Genomic DNA, 14,557 nt, shown 5'->3' on the forward strand with positions numbered 1-14,557 from the left:
TTGGATAAGGCCTTGGCGGCGGGCTTTGCGGAATTCGTCCTTCAACTTCTACAACTTGGTCATTTACAATCGTCTGTGTATGTAACAGCATCTCACCTACTATGTAAATGATCGATCTCGGCCGCGGCTTCGCTGCGGATCGACGCATCGGCTTTGTCCGCCTCGCGAGTTCTGCTCATGCCCCTTCAGATTGTGCTCATCCTGGGCGCTCTTAGCGCCTTCGGCCCCTTGGCCATTGATTTTTATCTGCCTGCATTCCCGACAATGGCGCGCGCTTTTGCCACAGATGTGGAACACGTTCAACTGTCACTGGCTGTTTACTTTATTGGTCTGGCCCTCGGTCAGCTGGTCTACGGGCCCCTGGCGGATCGGTATGGGCGACGCGGGCCGCTGCTGGCGGGCGTAGCGCTGTTTACCCTGGCATCGCTGGCGTGCGCGTTCGCGCCGTCGCTGGATTGGCTGATTGCGGCACGTTTCGTCCAGGCGCTGGGGGGCTGCGCAGGGATCGTGCTGACGCGTGCGGTGGTGCGTGACAGCTGTGATCCGGTACAGGGGGCAAAAGTCTTTTCTCAGTTGATGCTGGTCATGGGGCTGGCGCCAATTCTCGCGCCGCTGGCCGGTGGGTTGCTGATGAGCGCCTTCGGCTGGCAATCGATCTTCGTCTCGTTGACGATCTTCAGCGCACTGTGCGGCATTGCGGTCGCGCTGCGGCTGCCGGAGACCCTTCCTGCCGATGCGCCAAAACATGCGCTGAGCGGAACCTTCGGCCGCTACGTCGCCTTGTTTCGTGATGGCGAATTCATCGCCTTCGCACTTGCCGGCGGCGTGGCGATGGCCGGTATGTTCGCCTATATCGCCGGCTCGCCTTTCGTCTTCATCGAGCTCTACGGCGTACCGGCCGAACACTATGGCTGGCTGTTCGGCAGCAATGCGGCTGGGTTCATCCTCGTTTCGCAAATCAATACGCGGCTGTTGCGTCTGCGCGGTCCGGGTTTCTGGTTGCGTCGCGTTGTCTGGTTCTATTTCGCTTGCGGCGCGGCGTTGCTCTTGATCGCGTTGAGCAAGCCAGATGCGCTGTGGCCGTTGCTGATTCCGTTGTTTGCCGGTCTGGCGAGCCTTGGCAGCATCATTCCCAATGCGACTGCCTGTGCCATGGCGAAGCAGGGCAAACAGGCAGGGCTGGCGTCAGCATTGATGGGCAGCATGCAATTCTGTGTCGCTGCCTTTGCATCGGCAGCGGTGGGTTGGATGCACAATGGCACAGCGGTGCCGATGGCCTTGGCCATTACCGTTTGTGCAGGTTTGGCAGCATGCCTGGCCTGGTACACAGGCCAGCGCGCTGTGTCTGAGCGTAGCGACGGTACCGCCTCGTCCTGAGGCGGCGCGTTGCGTATCAGAATCCTTCGAGAACGATCTTTCCTTTGGCTCTGCCGCTTTCGATGAAGGCATGCGCGCGGCGCAGGTTTTCGGCGTTGATGGTGCCGTAGTGCTCGCCCAGGGTGGTCTTGAGCACGCCGCTGTCGATCAGCTCCGCTACACGGTTGAGCAACCTGTGTTGTTCAATCATGTCCGGCGTCTGGAACAGCGAGCGGGTGTACATGAACTCCCAGTGCAGCGACAGGCTTTTGCGCTTGAGCAGGCTGATATCGAGGCTCGCCGGGTCGTCGATCAGCGCCAGGCGACCCTGCGGCTGCAGCGCTTCGACAATTTGCGGCAAATGCGCGTCGGTGTGGGTCAGGCTGGCGACGTGCGTGACGTCGGCGATGCCCTGACGTTGCAGCTCGGCGGCCAGTGGCTGGCTGTGATCGATCACCACGTGAGCGCCCAGCTCACTTACCCAGGCCTGGGTGCCGCTGCGGGAGGCGGTACCGATGACCTTGAGTCCGGTGAGCTGTCGCGCCAGTTGGGTCAGGATCGAGCCGACGCCGCCTGCTGCGCCGACAATCAGCAGTCGCTGGTCCCGGTCTTCCGGTCCTTCATTGATCTGTAGGCGCTCGAACAACAGCTCCCACGCTGTGATCGAGGTCAGGGGCAAGGCCGCGGCGTCCGCAAAGCCGAGTGTGGCTGGCTTGCGACCCACGATGCGCTCATCGACCAGATGCAATTCGCTGTTGGCACCGGGCCGGTTCAGCGCCCCGGCATAGAACACTTCATCGCCGGGCTTGAACAAGGTGACGTCTCTGCCCACCGAGCGAACCACACCGGCGGCATCCCAGCCGAGCACCTGATACTGGCCGGCCTCAGGCTGTACACGCATGCGAATCTTGGTGTCGACCGGGTTCACCGAAATGGCGCGCACCTCAACCAGCAAATCGTGCGGACCGGGCGTCGGATCAGGCAGGTCGATGTCGAGTAGCGAATCTGGATCATCTACGGATAGCGACTCTTGGTAGCCGATGGCTTTCATGAAGTTCTCCTTAATAGGGATAAGTGGGTGGCGACCATGTTCGGCTTTCACTTCCTGAAGAAAAACCGCATATTGCGCGGAGGCTATTTCAACGGATTATTGAAAATGCTGCGCACAGATGATCTGCAGGTGTTTGTTCTGACCGCAGAATTAGGCAGCTTGTCCGCCGCGGCCCGGCAGTTGGAGCTATCACCCGCCGTGGCAAGCGCGGCGTTAAAGCGACTGGAGGCGGGTCTGGGTTGTCGGCTGCTGGTGCGCTCCACACGCAGCCTGCGGCTGACAGGCGAGGGCGAGCAGTATCTCCCACATGCGCGATCTGCCCTGCAAAGCCTGCTCGAGGGCCAGCAACTGCTTGCCGGCGGTAAAGCGACCATAAGCGGTCCGTTACAGCTGTCGGTTCCATCGGACTTTGGCCGCAACGTTCTGCTGCCCTGGCTCGACGAGTTCCAGCTACAGCACCCGTTGTTGAGCCTTCGACTGCTATTGGCAGACCGCAACGCCGATCTGTTCAGGCAACCGGTGGACATCGCCCTGCGCTACGGCCAACCGGAGGATTCGAGCCTGGTGGCGCTGCCCGTCGCCGCTGCCAATCGACGCGTGCTGTGCGCGGCGCCAAGCTACATCGCGACGCATGGGGCACCGGCCTCGCTGGCCGAACTCGCGGGGCACAACTGTCTGCGCTACATGCTCGCGGGACGGGTGCACGAGCGTTGGTGCTTCCATGATGGGAGACGCGTGCTGGAACAGATGGTCAAGGGTGATCGCATCAGTGACGACGCTGACGTGGTGCGTCGCTGGGCGTTGGCGGGGCGAGGAGTGGTGTACAAGTCTTGGCTGGACGTCGCGCATGACGTGCAGGCCGAGCGGTTGGTCGTACTGCTGCCAGAGTTACTGGGCGAAGCGGCACCGCTGAACCTGATCTGCGCGCACCGGGCTCACCTGGGCGATACCCTGCGTTTGCTGCGTGAGCATTTGAGCGAGCGGTGCCGCGTGTTGCTCGAGCAGGCGCCTTTTTATCGGCATGGCTATGAGCACTGAGCCGGGCCGTAATTGGCGGCCCGGCTCATCCCTCACTTGGCTAGACGGGCGTCAAGGCTGTTCTGTGCCAGGCGTCGCGCCTGATCCTCGGTCATACCCAGGCTTTCATGCAGTGCCATGAAATTCTCGGTCACATAGCCGCCGAAATAGGCTGGGTCGTCAGAATTCACCGTAACCTTCACGCCCTGTTCGAGCATCTGCAGGATGTTGTGCTGGCTCATGTCATCGAACACGCAGAGCTTGGTGTTGGACAGAGGGCAGACGGTGAGCGGAATCTGCTCGTCCATCAGCCGCTCGATCAGCTTGGGGTCTTCGGACGCGCGCACGCCGTGGTCGATGCGGCTGACCTTGAGCAGGTCCAGCGCTTCCCAGATGTACTCCGGCGGACCCTCTTCACCGGCATGCGCCACGGCGAGGAAGCCCTCAGCTCGCGCCTTGGCGAACACACGCTCGAACTTGCTCGGTGGGTGACCCATTTCGGAACTGTCCAGGCCGACTGCAAAGAAAGCGTCGCGGAACGGCATCGCCTGTTCCAGCGTCTTGAAGGCTGCTTCTTCGGGCAAGTGCCGCAGAAAGCTGAGAATCAGCCCGCTACTGATGCCGAGCAGCTCGCGGCCGTCAGCCAGCGCACCGCTGATGCCACGCATGGCGACCTCGAACGGGATGCCGCGATCAGTGTGGGTCTGTGGATCGTAGAAGGGTTCGGTGTGTACGACGTTCTGCGCTTCGCACTTCTGCAGGTACGCCCAGGTGAGATCGTAAAAGTCCTGCTCGGTGCGCAGCACGTCGGCACCGGCGTAATAAAGGTCGAGAAACTCCTGGAGGTTGCCGAAGTTGTAGGCGCTGCGCAGCGCGTCGACGTCATCCCAGGGGAGAGCGATCTTGTTGCGTTCAGCCAGGCGGAACATCAGTTCAGGTTCGAGGGAGCCTTCGAGATGCAGGTGAAGCTCGGCTTTAGGCAAGGCGTTGAGCCAGTCGTACATAAGAAACCCCCGTCCAGAAAAAGCACATTTAATCATGATGGGTGACTTGACCCCAAGGTCAGATAAGTCGAGCGCACCGAGCACAGGGCTGAGCGTCTCCTAGCAGTCAATAGGCTGACCGGTTGTGCAAAAAACAGGCAACTTAGCGCAAGCGAGGCCAGGCGCGGTCGAGCGCCGACAGCCCAAAGGTTATCCACAATCTTGTCCACGTCATACGCGGATAAACTAAGGGCCAGGTGATGGCTATTTGGAATCGCGCTCGAGGTAGGCTTCGCGAGAAGAAAATCGTTTGAAAATCAATGCTTTCAGCTGCGCTTGTCGCGCATTACGGCGATTCGGTTAAAAACTGAGCGACTCCTGAAAGGCCGCGCCAGCAGTGACGTTGCCGATTTATTCCCGTTGTTATCCACAGCTTAATGCACACGAACGGTGGAAAACCTGGCGGCACAAAAAAGCCGCGTTTGGCTGAAGCAAGCGCGGCTTTGAGCATAGGCGCGCCGGTATGGTGCGCGCCTTGATTGTCGACCAATCAGTTTTGCTGAGCAGGCGCCGGTGCGCGCGGCTCTACTGGTTCGACGACCTCTGTCTCATCGTCGTCAGGCATGGTCACGTCGACGTCAGGCACGGTGACGGTTTTTTCCTTGGTGCCTACATCCACTTCTGGCGAATCAACGTCGTATTCGGGCATGTTGCCGCCTTCGACTTCTACGTCAGGGAGCGAGCCTTCTTCGGTTTTCTCAACATCGCAACCGGCCATTCCTAAGGTTGTGAGCAGCACGGCGCCGGGGATCAGCCACTTATATTTGCTTTTCATTCATCAGACTCCTCTTTCGCAGCGGAATGCATGTCTCGGCACTTCCACTCATATGTGTTGGGGCATGTTGCGCGGCAAGCGCGCTTACCCAACGGCAAGTGCCGCTGTAATAGGGACTTCGTTGGCAACGTGCAGTTCAACCAGGGAAGCGCTCAGGCGTCGAGAGGACGAAGTTCGGAGCGGCCGCGGCTGATGTCAGCCAGCAGTTGCTGCAAGCGCGACTGGTGCGCTGCGGGCAAAGCGAGCAGCAGCTCGGCACCCTCCGCATCGAAGGTTTCGCGCTCGATGAACGCCTCGTACTCGTTCAGTCGTGCCTTAAGCAGTGCCAGTTCGGCGAAGCGGCAATGGCAACGGCAACGAACCCTGGAGACCAGTTCGACGCGCTGGCCGGCTTGCAAGCACTTGGCCGCCGAGCCGCCATAGGCACGCGCCAGGCCGCCCGTGCCCAGCTGGATGCCGCCGAACCAACGAATCACCACTACGACGACTTGATCGCAGTCCTGGCCTTCGATTGCGGTCAGCATAGGTCGGCCGGCTGTCCCGCCGGGTTCGCCGTCGTCGCTGAATCGATAGTGAGTGCCGATCTTCCAGGCCCAGCAGTTGTGCGTGGCGCTTGGATCGCTCACTGCCTGGATGAACGTCTGAGCCTCTTCAGGGCTGGACGCTGGCGCAGCCTTGGCCAGGAAGCGGCTCTTGCGGATGATTTCCTGGTGGTCGCAAGGGGCGGCAAGGGTAAAGGTCATCAGAACAAAGGGCTGAAAAGGGAAGGAACGGGATTGTAACGGGACGGAAGCCGGCGGGGGCGCAAGCTGCCGCACGCGACAGAAGTGACAAGACCATTTAGCGGTCAGGCTGAACTTTGACGCACGTGCATGGCACGAACTTCAAGAAGGGTCGGTAGGTACGTCCCATTCACGAACATCGAACTGGAGGAAACAAATGCTCAATTCCAAATACGAGGCATGCATCCAGGCCTGCTCCAACTGCGCGATCGTATGCGAAACCTGTGCGGCGTCCTGCCTGCGCGAAGATGACGTGAAAATGATGGCCCGCTGCATCGAACTCGACCGCGATTGCGCCGACCTGTGTGCCCTTGCCGCCACGCTGATGACTCGCGACAGCAAACTGGCCAAGGAGATGTGCCGTATCTGTGCTCAGGTCTGCCGCGAATGCGCCGAAGAATGTGCCAAGCACCAGATGGACCACTGCCAGGCCTGTGCCGAAGCGTGCCGCACGTGCGCCGAAGAATGCGAGAAGATGGCTGCGTGATCGGCGTTTCGCAAGACCCAAAGGGTCTGATAGCTACCGCTGTCGGCCCTTTTCAGGCCAGCCAATCCAGCGTCAGGATCAGTCTGCGCTCGCCGGGTGCCACTTGCGGTGAACGGTGAATGATTCCGGTTCCCTCGTTCCCCGGCCACTTTTCTCCTTTGAACAGCGCGACCTCTCCAGCCATGAGCTGCTCGATGTCCGATGAATTCGTTGGCTCGTAGGCCGGATCACCCAGGCGATGGCGAGGCATCACGTCTTCGCTCAGCCACTCGCTACCGGCCCCGGCATAGGTGGTGATCAGCCGCAGTGGCACATGATCGACGTGGAAGCGTGGGCACATGGCCTTGTCCAGGATGCGTAAACGTAGACCGATGCGGCGCGCTTCGAGAAGACAGCTAAACGCACGTACCAGCCAGGCGACGTCGACCATGAAGTCGGCATGACCGTCGATGTGCCGGTAGGCGGTTGCCAGGGCAAGCGGTTGTATCTCCCCGTCAGCGTCGGGCTCGATGGTCAGTGATTCCGCCAAGGGCTGGCCCAGCGCCAGAAGCGACTGGGCGAAGCCGGCTATAAAAGGCGACAGTTGGCGCTGCCAGACTGACAGGTTGACGCCGTACCTGAGCGCGTCGCTCAACACCGCTGGTGTTGTGCCGAGTGCCTGTCGTGGGGTGGCCGTGACCGCTGGGAACGCCAATCTCATGCGACGTCCTGATGCCAGGGGCCAAAAGGGTCCGGCATGCGCAACCAATGCGCCGGGCCGAGATTCCACTCCGGATCACTGAGCAGGCAGCTGTTCAGATCGGCGCGCAGCTGGGCGAAGTCGATGTTCTGGCCGATGAAAACCAGTTCCTGCCGACAGTCGCCACAGTCCTCGTCCCACTTCTGGCGGATCGCAATGCGCGACGCCTCGTCCTCTGGCCATTGCGAATCGGGGGTGAAGCGCCACCAGCGGCCGGCGTAGTCGTAGCGCATCAACCCGCCCGCCTGTGACCAGCTACCGGCTTCCTGCGGGCGGCTCGCCAGCCAGAAGTAGCCCTTGGAGCGCAGCAGGCGTCCATTGGTCCATTCGCGATTGAGGAAGTCGTGAAACCGTTGCGGGTGGAATGGCCGACGGGCCTGGTAGGCCATGGACGCAATGCCGTATTCCTCGGTTTCAGGTACGTGTTCGCCGCGCATCTCCTTGAGCCAACCCGGTGCCTGGGCAGCGCGCGCAAAATCGAAGCGACCCGTATCGAGGATCTTCGCCAATGGCACATCTCCCATGCTCATCGGCAGGATATCCGCATGGGTATTCAAGCGACCCAGAATGGCGATGAGTTCTTCGCGCTCGGCAGTCGAAATCAAGTCGATCTTGCTGATGAGGATGACGTCAGCGAACTCCACCTGCTCGATCAACAACTCGGTGATGGAGCGCTCGTCCTCTTCACCCAGGGTTTCGCCACGGCTCGCCAGGCTGTCCGCCTCATGAAAGTCGCGCAGGAAATTCACTCCATCGACCACCGTGACCATGGTGTCCAGCCGCGCCAAATCGGCGAGACTCTGGCCGTTTTCGTCGCGAAAGGTGAAGGTTTCGGCGACAGGTAGTGGCTCGGAGATACCAGTGGATTCGATCAGCAGGTAATCGAATCGGTTTTCTTTAGCCAGCTTGCCGACCTCATCGAGCAGGTCCTCACGCAAGGTGCAACAGATACAGCCGTTGCTCAACTCGACGAGTTTCTCTTCGGCGCGTTTGAGGGTCACATCGCGCTGAACCTCACCGCCATCGATGTTGATTTCGCTCATGTCGTTGACGATCACTGCGACTCGGCGGCCTTCGCGATTCTTCAGGATGTGGTTGAGCAGCGTGCTCTTGCCGGCACCAAGAAAGCCGGACAGCACGGTAACGGGGAGGCGGTTCATGGCGGTCTCTCAGGCAGTTCGTTGATGTTTTTCGCGCTGTTCCTGGCGCTCTTTGGCTTCGATGCTTAGCGTGGTCGTGGGCCGCAGCAGCAAGCGCTTCAGCCCGATTGGCTCGCCGGTTTCGGCACACCAGCCGTATTCACCGTGAGCGAGGCTGTCGAGCGAGTCGTCGATCTTGTCGAGCAGCTTCTTTTCCCGCTCCAGCAGACGTAGCTGCCACTGGCGCTGCTCTTCGGCAGTGCCAACATCGGAGGGATCGCTGCTGGGCTCCTGCTCCCGCAACTGCTGAAGTTCCTCAGCGATGCGTGCCTGTAGCTCGGCGCGCTGGCGGAGAAGCAATTCGCGAAAGAAGGATTGTTGCGCCTCGTTCATGTAGGCGTCGGCAGGTTGTGCCAGTAGTTCGGCTTCGGTCATGGGGCGGTACGCAGTGAGCTAGGTTATAGTGTTATAACATAACATCTAAGGCAAGGCGCAACACTGCTTGGGTTTAGTGCCCGCAAAGCGTGCGTTCATAACGATTCGCTGCACCGGCCTCGGTATGGCGAGGGATGTACTCAGGCTCGGTAGCTGCATGGCACCGGGGCCAGGCATCATCGAGACCGGGCCTGAGCAAACCGCCGCGCCCCCACTAGGGAGGCTCAACCATGATCGACGCCGGCTGACGTCGATACGACTGTGGAGATCACGATGGGGAGACGGCTATGTTCACAGTGAAAGCGACTCAGCATGTCCTAGCGGTCACGGACATGGCGTTAGCAGAACAGTACTTTCTCGATGTGCTTGGCTTTACCGTCCGGTTTCGTGTGGACGGATGGTCGTTCCTCAGCCTGGGGGAATTTCATGTGATGCTGGGCGATTGTCCCGATGAAATGCCGGCACGCGATACCCAGGGGCATTCCTACTTCGCCTATGTTAATTGCACTGGCATCGATGATCTCTACGCGCGCTACCAGCAGCGCGGAGCGATCATTTTCCAGCCTTTATCCGACAAGCCATGGGGCATTCGCGAGTTTGGTGTTTCGACGCCCGAGGGGCATCGGATCATGTTCGGTGAAGATATCGGCGATAGCTAAGTGGCCCGATTCCTGGGCTTCGGAATTGTGCAGCTACTGGCTCCTTTCAGCTGGCTGCCGCTGCCGATAGCCCTCGCTGATCTGCACCAATACCACTAGCGTCACGATCGGCAACAACCCGATATTCACGGCATTCCATCCCGCCTGGGCGATCAGCGCGCCGGATGCGAAGGACATCACCGCAGCGACACTGCCATTACTCAGCTCCATCAGACTCTGCGCCTGTGCTCGCTCATCCGGCGCATGTCCCTGGCCGAGCTGAGCGGTGCCGGCGACCAGCATCAGGTTCCAGCCGATACCGAGCAGGCAGCTGCTGATCATGAAGTGCCAGTGACTGACGCCGAGCAGTGCGACCATGGCGCTGGTGATCAATAGCCCACCGCCGCTACAGGCGACCAGTCGACTGCCCAGCTTGTCCACCAGCGGCCCGGCAATGAACGCGGGCAGAAACATGCCGAGCATGTGCCACTGGATCACTTGGCCGCTGGCATGCAGACCCAGGCCTTCGCCATGCATTGCCAGCGGGGTTGCGTTCATCACCAGCACCATCAGTCCGTGCCCGGCTGCGGTGGTGAGTACCGCGGCTCTGACGGTGGGCCTGGCGAGAAGCGCTAGCCAGGACACGGCCGATGGGCTGGACGACAAGGTGGTCGGGCCGCTAGCCGTTTTCAGCCCTGCCAGCACTATGAATCCGAGCGCTGCCAGTGCGGCGATCAGCAGGTAGGCCCCGGTGAAGGGAGTGCTGACCAGTCCGCGCGCTGCGCTGCCGAGCGAAGGCGCTATCAGCGCGGCGACCACGCCGCCGCCTATCACGCAGGCCGTGGCCCGGCCCTTGAAGACGTCGCTGACAGCTTCCAGCGCGGCAAAGCGGTAATACATGGCCGATGCCTGATAGGCACCGATGGGCAGCGCGCCGAGGCAGAGCAGGGTGAAGCTGTCGAGCCAGAGCGATAGTGCACTCACCAACCCGCCAAGAACCCCGGCAGCGGCACCACACAGGAATCCTGCCTTGCGACCGCGCCGCTGCATGAGCCAGGCAATGGGCTGCAAGGCCAGCAGCCCGCCCAGCATCAGCAGTGCGAGCGGCAAAGTCGCCAGTCCGGCCGACGGCGCCAGGCGCAGGCCAACGATAGAGGTGAGGATGATGCCCGTCATCGCGCATGACCAGAACAGCGCCTGAGCGATGAATAAGCGGAAAACCTGAGCGTTGCTGAACAAAAGAGGCATGGTGCAGTTCCGTTCTTGAGAAAAACAGGCACAGCCCTACCTGACTCGGCGCGGCGTGCAGTTACCAAGCGTTGCAGTTATCGAAAAGGTGGGGCTTGGCTGGAATCGCTGATCAGCCGAAACGCTGAAAGAACTCCCGCGGGCTCACCGACAGGTGCTTCTGGAAGCTGCGTCGGAGATTTTCGGGGTGACCGAATCCGGTCAACCGCGACACCGTTGCGATCGAGGTTTCCGCGCTCAGCAACAGGCTGCGAGCGGCTTCGAGCCGCACCCGTTCAATGTACTGACCCGGCCCCATGCCCACTTCCTGGCTGAACAGGCGGCACAGCGTGCGCGGTGTCATGTGGGCCTGCCTGGCCAGACCTTCGATGGAGAGGTCATCACCCAGATGACCGGGAATCCATTCGAGCAGCGCGGCGAGGCGCGCAATGGCACCGGTAGGGGCGGCGAGCATGGGGCTGAATTGGGTCTGGCCACCGGGACGGCGGAGAAACATCACAAGCCGTTGAGCGACCGATAGCGCGAGCGCCCGGCCCAGATCGGTCTCCACCAGGGCGAGGGCCAGGTCGATGCCGGCCGTCACACCGGCTGAGCTGAACAGGTGTGCGGCGTCTGGGTCCGCTGGGTCATAGGTGTGGAGGCGATCCCCTTGTACGTCCACATCCGGGTATCCGCTCAACGCCTGCAGATCGGCCCAGTGGGTGGTTGCCTTGCGCCCGTCGAATAACCCGGCTGCAGCCAGAATCAGGGCGCCGGAGCAGACTGATCCCAGGCGTCGCACCTGTGGTTCGGCGTGTCGCAGCCAGTCGAGCAGTGGCTCGTTGCATCGCTGCAGCTCTACGCCGCTTCCTCCCGGCACCAGTAGCGTGTCCAGGGTGGCTGGCTCCATGCCGGACCACTGTGCGTCGGCGACCAGCTTGATGCCTGCGGATGTTGCCAACGGTCCAGGCTGTTCGGCGATCAACAGAAGCTCGTAATGAGCCGGCAGGCCCTGACGCTTGCGTTCGACGTTAGCCGACGCGAATACCTGCATCGGGCCGGTGACATCCAGGCTCATCACATTCGGGTAAACCAGACAGGCAATGGTGCGAGTGGCGTCCATGGTGCACCTCTTCGGGGAGATAGGTGCAGTGTGCAGCGGCCCCCTGCTTGTCACAATGACAAGCTACCCACGAATCCTGCCATCCTTGCGCGTTGATCTAGTCTCCTCGGAGTACCGCGCTGGACGGCCGCTCTCGCATGCGGACAAGGTAGTCCGACAGGCGTGGTCGACTGTCTAGTAACGGCGTCGGCTCAGCGATCGGCTCCAAGTAATCAAGCATTGGAATCAACAGCGCATCGGCCATGCTGAAGCGGTTGCCACAAAGGAAGGGCTGATTGCCAAGCTGCGCTTCGAGCACTGCCAATATTGACTCCGCCTCGATCCGCATTTTGGCCAGCATCGGGGGTTCTATAAATGCAGATCGGTTCGGTCCAGCGATGGGCAGAAGGTAGTTTCTGACAAGGGCCGCATCGACGGTAGTTACCAGTGCACTGGCCCATTGATCGATGAGAGTTCGGGTGTTCAGGTCTTCAGCTGAACACCGCTCAGGAAATAGAGCATCGAGGTATCGGCAAATAGCGATCGTTTCGAAAACACGCTTTTCTTCGTGTAGCAGCACCGGGACCTTTGCGAATGGGTGTTGCGCAAGGTGCGACTCGCTGTACCAACTCACAGGAACGCCTTCGATTTCCATTCCGTAGGTATAAAAAAGCTCCTTCTCTTCGCAATGCAACCTGACGCTGCGGACTAGCGTGCTAAAACCAGGGCCAAATATATGCAGTTCCATGTGACCGTTCTCGGTAAGAAAGCTAGGATTCTGCTTGCAACCACCCTATGTTCAAGAACATATATTGATGGGCTACCCACATGCCATGGCCGATTGATCAGCGAGATCAAACCCGCGAACGAATACTGCAAAGCGCAGCCCGACTGTTCGCTCAGGAAGGATTCGAACAGGTCGGGATCAACGACTTGATGGCCGATGCAGGGCTTACGCGTGGAGCGTTTTATAGCTACTTCCGAACCAAGGCCGAGCTCTATAGCGAATCAATTCAACACGCAGCCAAGGCCGGAGCAGAGCGGCTCAGCGAGCTGGGTGAAGGCGGCATGGTCGAGCTGGTGGATGGCTACCTACAGGTTTCGCACGCGACCGGACAGTCCATGACATGCCCCTTGGCTTTCATGGCTGCGGATGTGACGCGGCAGGAGCCCGAGGTCCGCCAAATATACAGTAGCGTTTTTCAGCGTTTCGTAACTCGACTCCAAGAAGCATCGCCAGCCAGCAACAGACAGCAGGCGTTACAGATGGCCGTTGCGCTTATCGGTGGTCTGGTTCTGGCTCGTGCTGTTGATGAACCCGAACTGTCGGAAGAGATCCTGGCTGCGTGTCGGTCGGATTGTCATGAATTGCTTGCCGGCCGGTGACAGGCACAACCTCAGGTCACCGGTGCTCAGCCGTTGCCATGGCCCGCCTTTTATACTGGCCCGGCGTCATGCCGACTACTGCTTTGAAATCATGGATGAAATGAGCCTGGTCGGCGTAACCGCAGGCCAGCGCCGTATCCAATAGCGACCCACCGATCCGTAATTGACAGCGCACCAGCGCCACGCGCTGAATACGGCCGAACTGCTTGGGCGTCAGCCCTACCTGATGACGGAAGAGACGTTCCAGTTGCCGTTGGCCTAGCGGGACCGCCTGTATCAGATCGGACAGGCGCGCGCGGCCCTGGTTGGCCGCGATTTGGGTGAGCAACTGGAGCACAGGGGATCGACGCATCTGCGCATCGTTCAGACGTGCCAGCAATTCGCGCTCCACCAACATCTGCTGCGCGTCCCGGTCCAGTTCTGCCAGGGCATCGCCCAAGCCCGTCAGCCCCAGCGCGGGCCCGTCATTGAGATGAAAACCGGAGAGCTCATCCAACCCCACGCCCAAAAAGGCTGACCCCATGCCGGGACGAAAACGCACCCCCATCAGCTTTACCCGAGCGGCGAGTTGCAGGCGGCACGTCGTCAGTTGCGGGCCAGCGATCAGTGCCGCAGCACCGTTGGTGATGCCATCGAATTGCAGAGGCTCGGCGAAGTTGAAGATAAGGCCGCTGCCGCCATCGGGATGCAGCAACTGCGCCTCGTATGCAGCGTCCGTGTCTCCCTCCAGCCACCAGAAGCGCTGCACGTAAGCGGCCAGCGCCGGGCAGGGCGGCCGGGCGAAGAAGCCGGAGATGTTTGGCTGGCGCTCGTGCAGTGAGGACATGGTGGCCTGCGCTCAAGATGTCGAATTTCTACAATAGCGCGTCTCGGCGGCTGCGTAGGCTAGACCTATCCAAACCGAGGAGACACACCATGCGCATGAACTACCAAGCCGCCGCGCCAGATGCGGTCAAGGCCATGATAGGGCTGGAAAGCTATCTGGCGAACCAGAGCCGCAGTGAAGATGGGATCGACAAATCGTTGATGGAGCTTGTGAAAATTCGCGTCTCGCAGATCAATCGCTGCGCGTTCTGCATCGACATGCATACCAAGGATGCCCGAGCAAACGGCGAAACCGAGCAGCGTATCTATGCGCTCAGTGCCTGGCGCGAAACGCCGTTTTTCACTGAGCGCGAACGGGCCGCGCTGGCCTGGGCCGAGGCTAATACGCAGCTTCCAAAGGGTATCGAGCAGGCCCTGTTCGACGAAGTGCGCAAGTATTTTACCGAGGCCCAGCTCACCAACCTGACCCTGATCATCGCGACCATCAATGCCTGGAATCGCTTCGGGGTGTCCTTCGCGCCGGTACCGGGTAGCTACCAGCCAAAATAGAGCCGA

The 14,557-nt window shown here is 60.5% G+C and carries 17 protein-coding genes; 6 read left to right on the plus strand and 11 right to left on the minus strand.

Annotated elements, in window-relative coordinates; all coding sequences use genetic code 11:
• The first annotated feature begins 177 nt into the window (after positions 1 to 177).
• Positions 178 to 1,377, plus strand: coding sequence for a multidrug effflux MFS transporter (locus JQR87_RS03915; RefSeq protein WP_407292376.1), 1,200 nt, complete (start codon positions 178 to 180; stop codon positions 1,375 to 1,377).
• Between the two features lie 16 nt (positions 1,378 to 1,393).
• On the opposite strand, the gene JQR87_RS03920 is transcribed toward JQR87_RS03915, so the two are convergent.
• Positions 1,394 to 2,407, minus strand: coding sequence for a zinc-binding alcohol dehydrogenase family protein (locus tag JQR87_RS03920; RefSeq protein WP_407292373.1), 1,014 nt, complete (start codon positions 2,405 to 2,407; stop codon positions 1,394 to 1,396).
• Positions 2,408 to 2,512: 105 nt separating this feature from the next.
• Here JQR87_RS03920 and JQR87_RS03925 point away from each other — a divergent pair, with 105 nt between their 5' ends.
• Complete coding sequence (locus JQR87_RS03925) at positions 2,513 to 3,445, plus strand: LysR family transcriptional regulator (protein ID WP_407297827.1); 933 nt, start codon at positions 2,513 to 2,515, stop codon at positions 3,443 to 3,445.
• Positions 3,446 to 3,477: 32 nt separating this feature from the next.
• On the opposite strand, the gene JQR87_RS03930 is transcribed toward JQR87_RS03925, so the two are convergent.
• The 3 genes from JQR87_RS03930 to JQR87_RS03940 form a co-directional block, all read right to left on the minus strand.
• On the minus strand, positions 3,478 to 4,428 hold the full coding sequence (locus JQR87_RS03930; RefSeq protein ID WP_407292370.1) for an adenosine deaminase: 951 nt from the start codon (positions 4,426 to 4,428) through the stop codon (positions 3,478 to 3,480).
• Between the two features lie 529 nt (positions 4,429 to 4,957).
• On the minus strand, positions 4,958 to 5,242 hold the full coding sequence (locus JQR87_RS03935) for a hypothetical protein (protein ID WP_407292368.1): 285 nt from the start codon (positions 5,240 to 5,242) through the stop codon (positions 4,958 to 4,960).
• 152 nt (positions 5,243 to 5,394) lie between these two features.
• Positions 5,395 to 5,985 carry an IMPACT family protein gene (locus JQR87_RS03940; RefSeq protein WP_407292365.1) on the minus strand — a complete coding sequence of 197 codons (591 nt, stop codon included), beginning with the start codon at positions 5,983 to 5,985 and terminating at the stop codon, positions 5,395 to 5,397.
• Positions 5,986 to 6,181: 196 nt separating this feature from the next.
• Here JQR87_RS03940 and JQR87_RS03945 point away from each other — a divergent pair, with 196 nt between their 5' ends.
• Positions 6,182 to 6,511 carry a four-helix bundle copper-binding protein gene (locus JQR87_RS03945; protein ID WP_407292363.1) on the plus strand — a complete coding sequence of 110 codons (330 nt, stop codon included), beginning with the start codon at positions 6,182 to 6,184 and terminating at the stop codon, positions 6,509 to 6,511.
• Between the two features lie 52 nt (positions 6,512 to 6,563).
• Here JQR87_RS03945 and JQR87_RS03950 read toward each other — a convergent pair whose 3' ends face one another.
• The 3 genes from JQR87_RS03950 to dksA are packed head-to-tail and all read right to left on the minus strand — an operon-like array spanning position 6,564 to position 8,824.
• On the minus strand, positions 6,564 to 7,211 hold the full coding sequence (locus JQR87_RS03950) for a DUF1826 domain-containing protein (RefSeq protein WP_407292360.1): 648 nt from the start codon (positions 7,209 to 7,211) through the stop codon (positions 6,564 to 6,566).
• On the minus strand, positions 7,208 to 8,410 hold the full coding sequence (gene zigA, locus JQR87_RS03955) for a zinc metallochaperone GTPase ZigA (RefSeq protein WP_407292357.1): 1,203 nt from the start codon (positions 8,408 to 8,410) through the stop codon (positions 7,208 to 7,210). Before zigA ends, JQR87_RS03950 begins: the two co-directional genes overlap by 4 nt.
• 9 nt (positions 8,411 to 8,419) lie before the next feature.
• A complete protein-coding gene (gene dksA / locus JQR87_RS03960; protein WP_407292354.1) occupies positions 8,420 to 8,824 on the minus strand; it encodes an RNA polymerase-binding protein DksA in 405 nt (134 codons plus the stop codon).
• A 287-nt stretch (positions 8,825 to 9,111) separates the two neighbouring features.
• On the opposite strand from dksA, the gene JQR87_RS03965 reads away from it, so the two are divergent.
• Positions 9,112 to 9,483 (plus strand): VOC family protein, encoded by a 372-nt coding sequence (locus JQR87_RS03965; protein WP_407292352.1) that lies wholly within the window; start codon positions 9,112 to 9,114, stop codon positions 9,481 to 9,483.
• Between the two features lie 33 nt (positions 9,484 to 9,516).
• Here JQR87_RS03965 and JQR87_RS03970 read toward each other — a convergent pair whose 3' ends face one another.
• The 3 genes from JQR87_RS03970 to JQR87_RS03980 form a co-directional block, all read right to left on the minus strand.
• Positions 9,517 to 10,710, minus strand: a complete 1,194-nt coding sequence (locus JQR87_RS03970; protein ID WP_407292350.1) for an MFS transporter — start codon at positions 10,708 to 10,710, stop codon at positions 9,517 to 9,519.
• A 112-nt stretch (positions 10,711 to 10,822) separates the two neighbouring features.
• Entirely contained in the window at positions 10,823 to 11,812 is a 990-nt protein-coding gene (locus tag JQR87_RS03975) for a GlxA family transcriptional regulator (RefSeq protein ID WP_407292348.1), read from the minus strand.
• Between the two features lie 97 nt (positions 11,813 to 11,909).
• Complete coding sequence (locus tag JQR87_RS03980; RefSeq protein ID WP_407292346.1) at positions 11,910 to 12,539, minus strand: glutathione S-transferase family protein; 630 nt, start codon at positions 12,537 to 12,539, stop codon at positions 11,910 to 11,912.
• A gap of 80 nt (positions 12,540 to 12,619) precedes the next feature.
• On the opposite strand from JQR87_RS03980, the gene JQR87_RS03985 reads away from it, so the two are divergent.
• Positions 12,620 to 13,177 (plus strand): TetR/AcrR family transcriptional regulator, encoded by a 558-nt coding sequence (locus JQR87_RS03985; RefSeq protein WP_407292343.1) that lies wholly within the window; start codon positions 12,620 to 12,622, stop codon positions 13,175 to 13,177.
• 16 nt (positions 13,178 to 13,193) lie between these two features.
• Here JQR87_RS03985 and JQR87_RS03990 read toward each other — a convergent pair whose 3' ends face one another.
• Entirely contained in the window at positions 13,194 to 14,003 is an 810-nt protein-coding gene (locus JQR87_RS03990; RefSeq protein WP_407292341.1) for a DUF6597 domain-containing transcriptional factor, read from the minus strand.
• Positions 14,004 to 14,092: 89 nt separating this feature from the next.
• On the opposite strand from JQR87_RS03990, the gene JQR87_RS03995 reads away from it, so the two are divergent.
• On the plus strand, positions 14,093 to 14,551 hold the full coding sequence (locus JQR87_RS03995; protein WP_407292339.1) for a carboxymuconolactone decarboxylase family protein: 459 nt from the start codon (positions 14,093 to 14,095) through the stop codon (positions 14,549 to 14,551).
• The last annotated feature ends 6 nt before the right edge of the window (positions 14,552 to 14,557 follow it).

The sequence above is a fragment of the Stutzerimonas stutzeri genome (assembly GCF_051028275.1).
Taxonomy (GTDB): Bacteria; Pseudomonadota; Gammaproteobacteria; order Pseudomonadales; family Pseudomonadaceae; genus Stutzerimonas; species Stutzerimonas stutzeri_AS.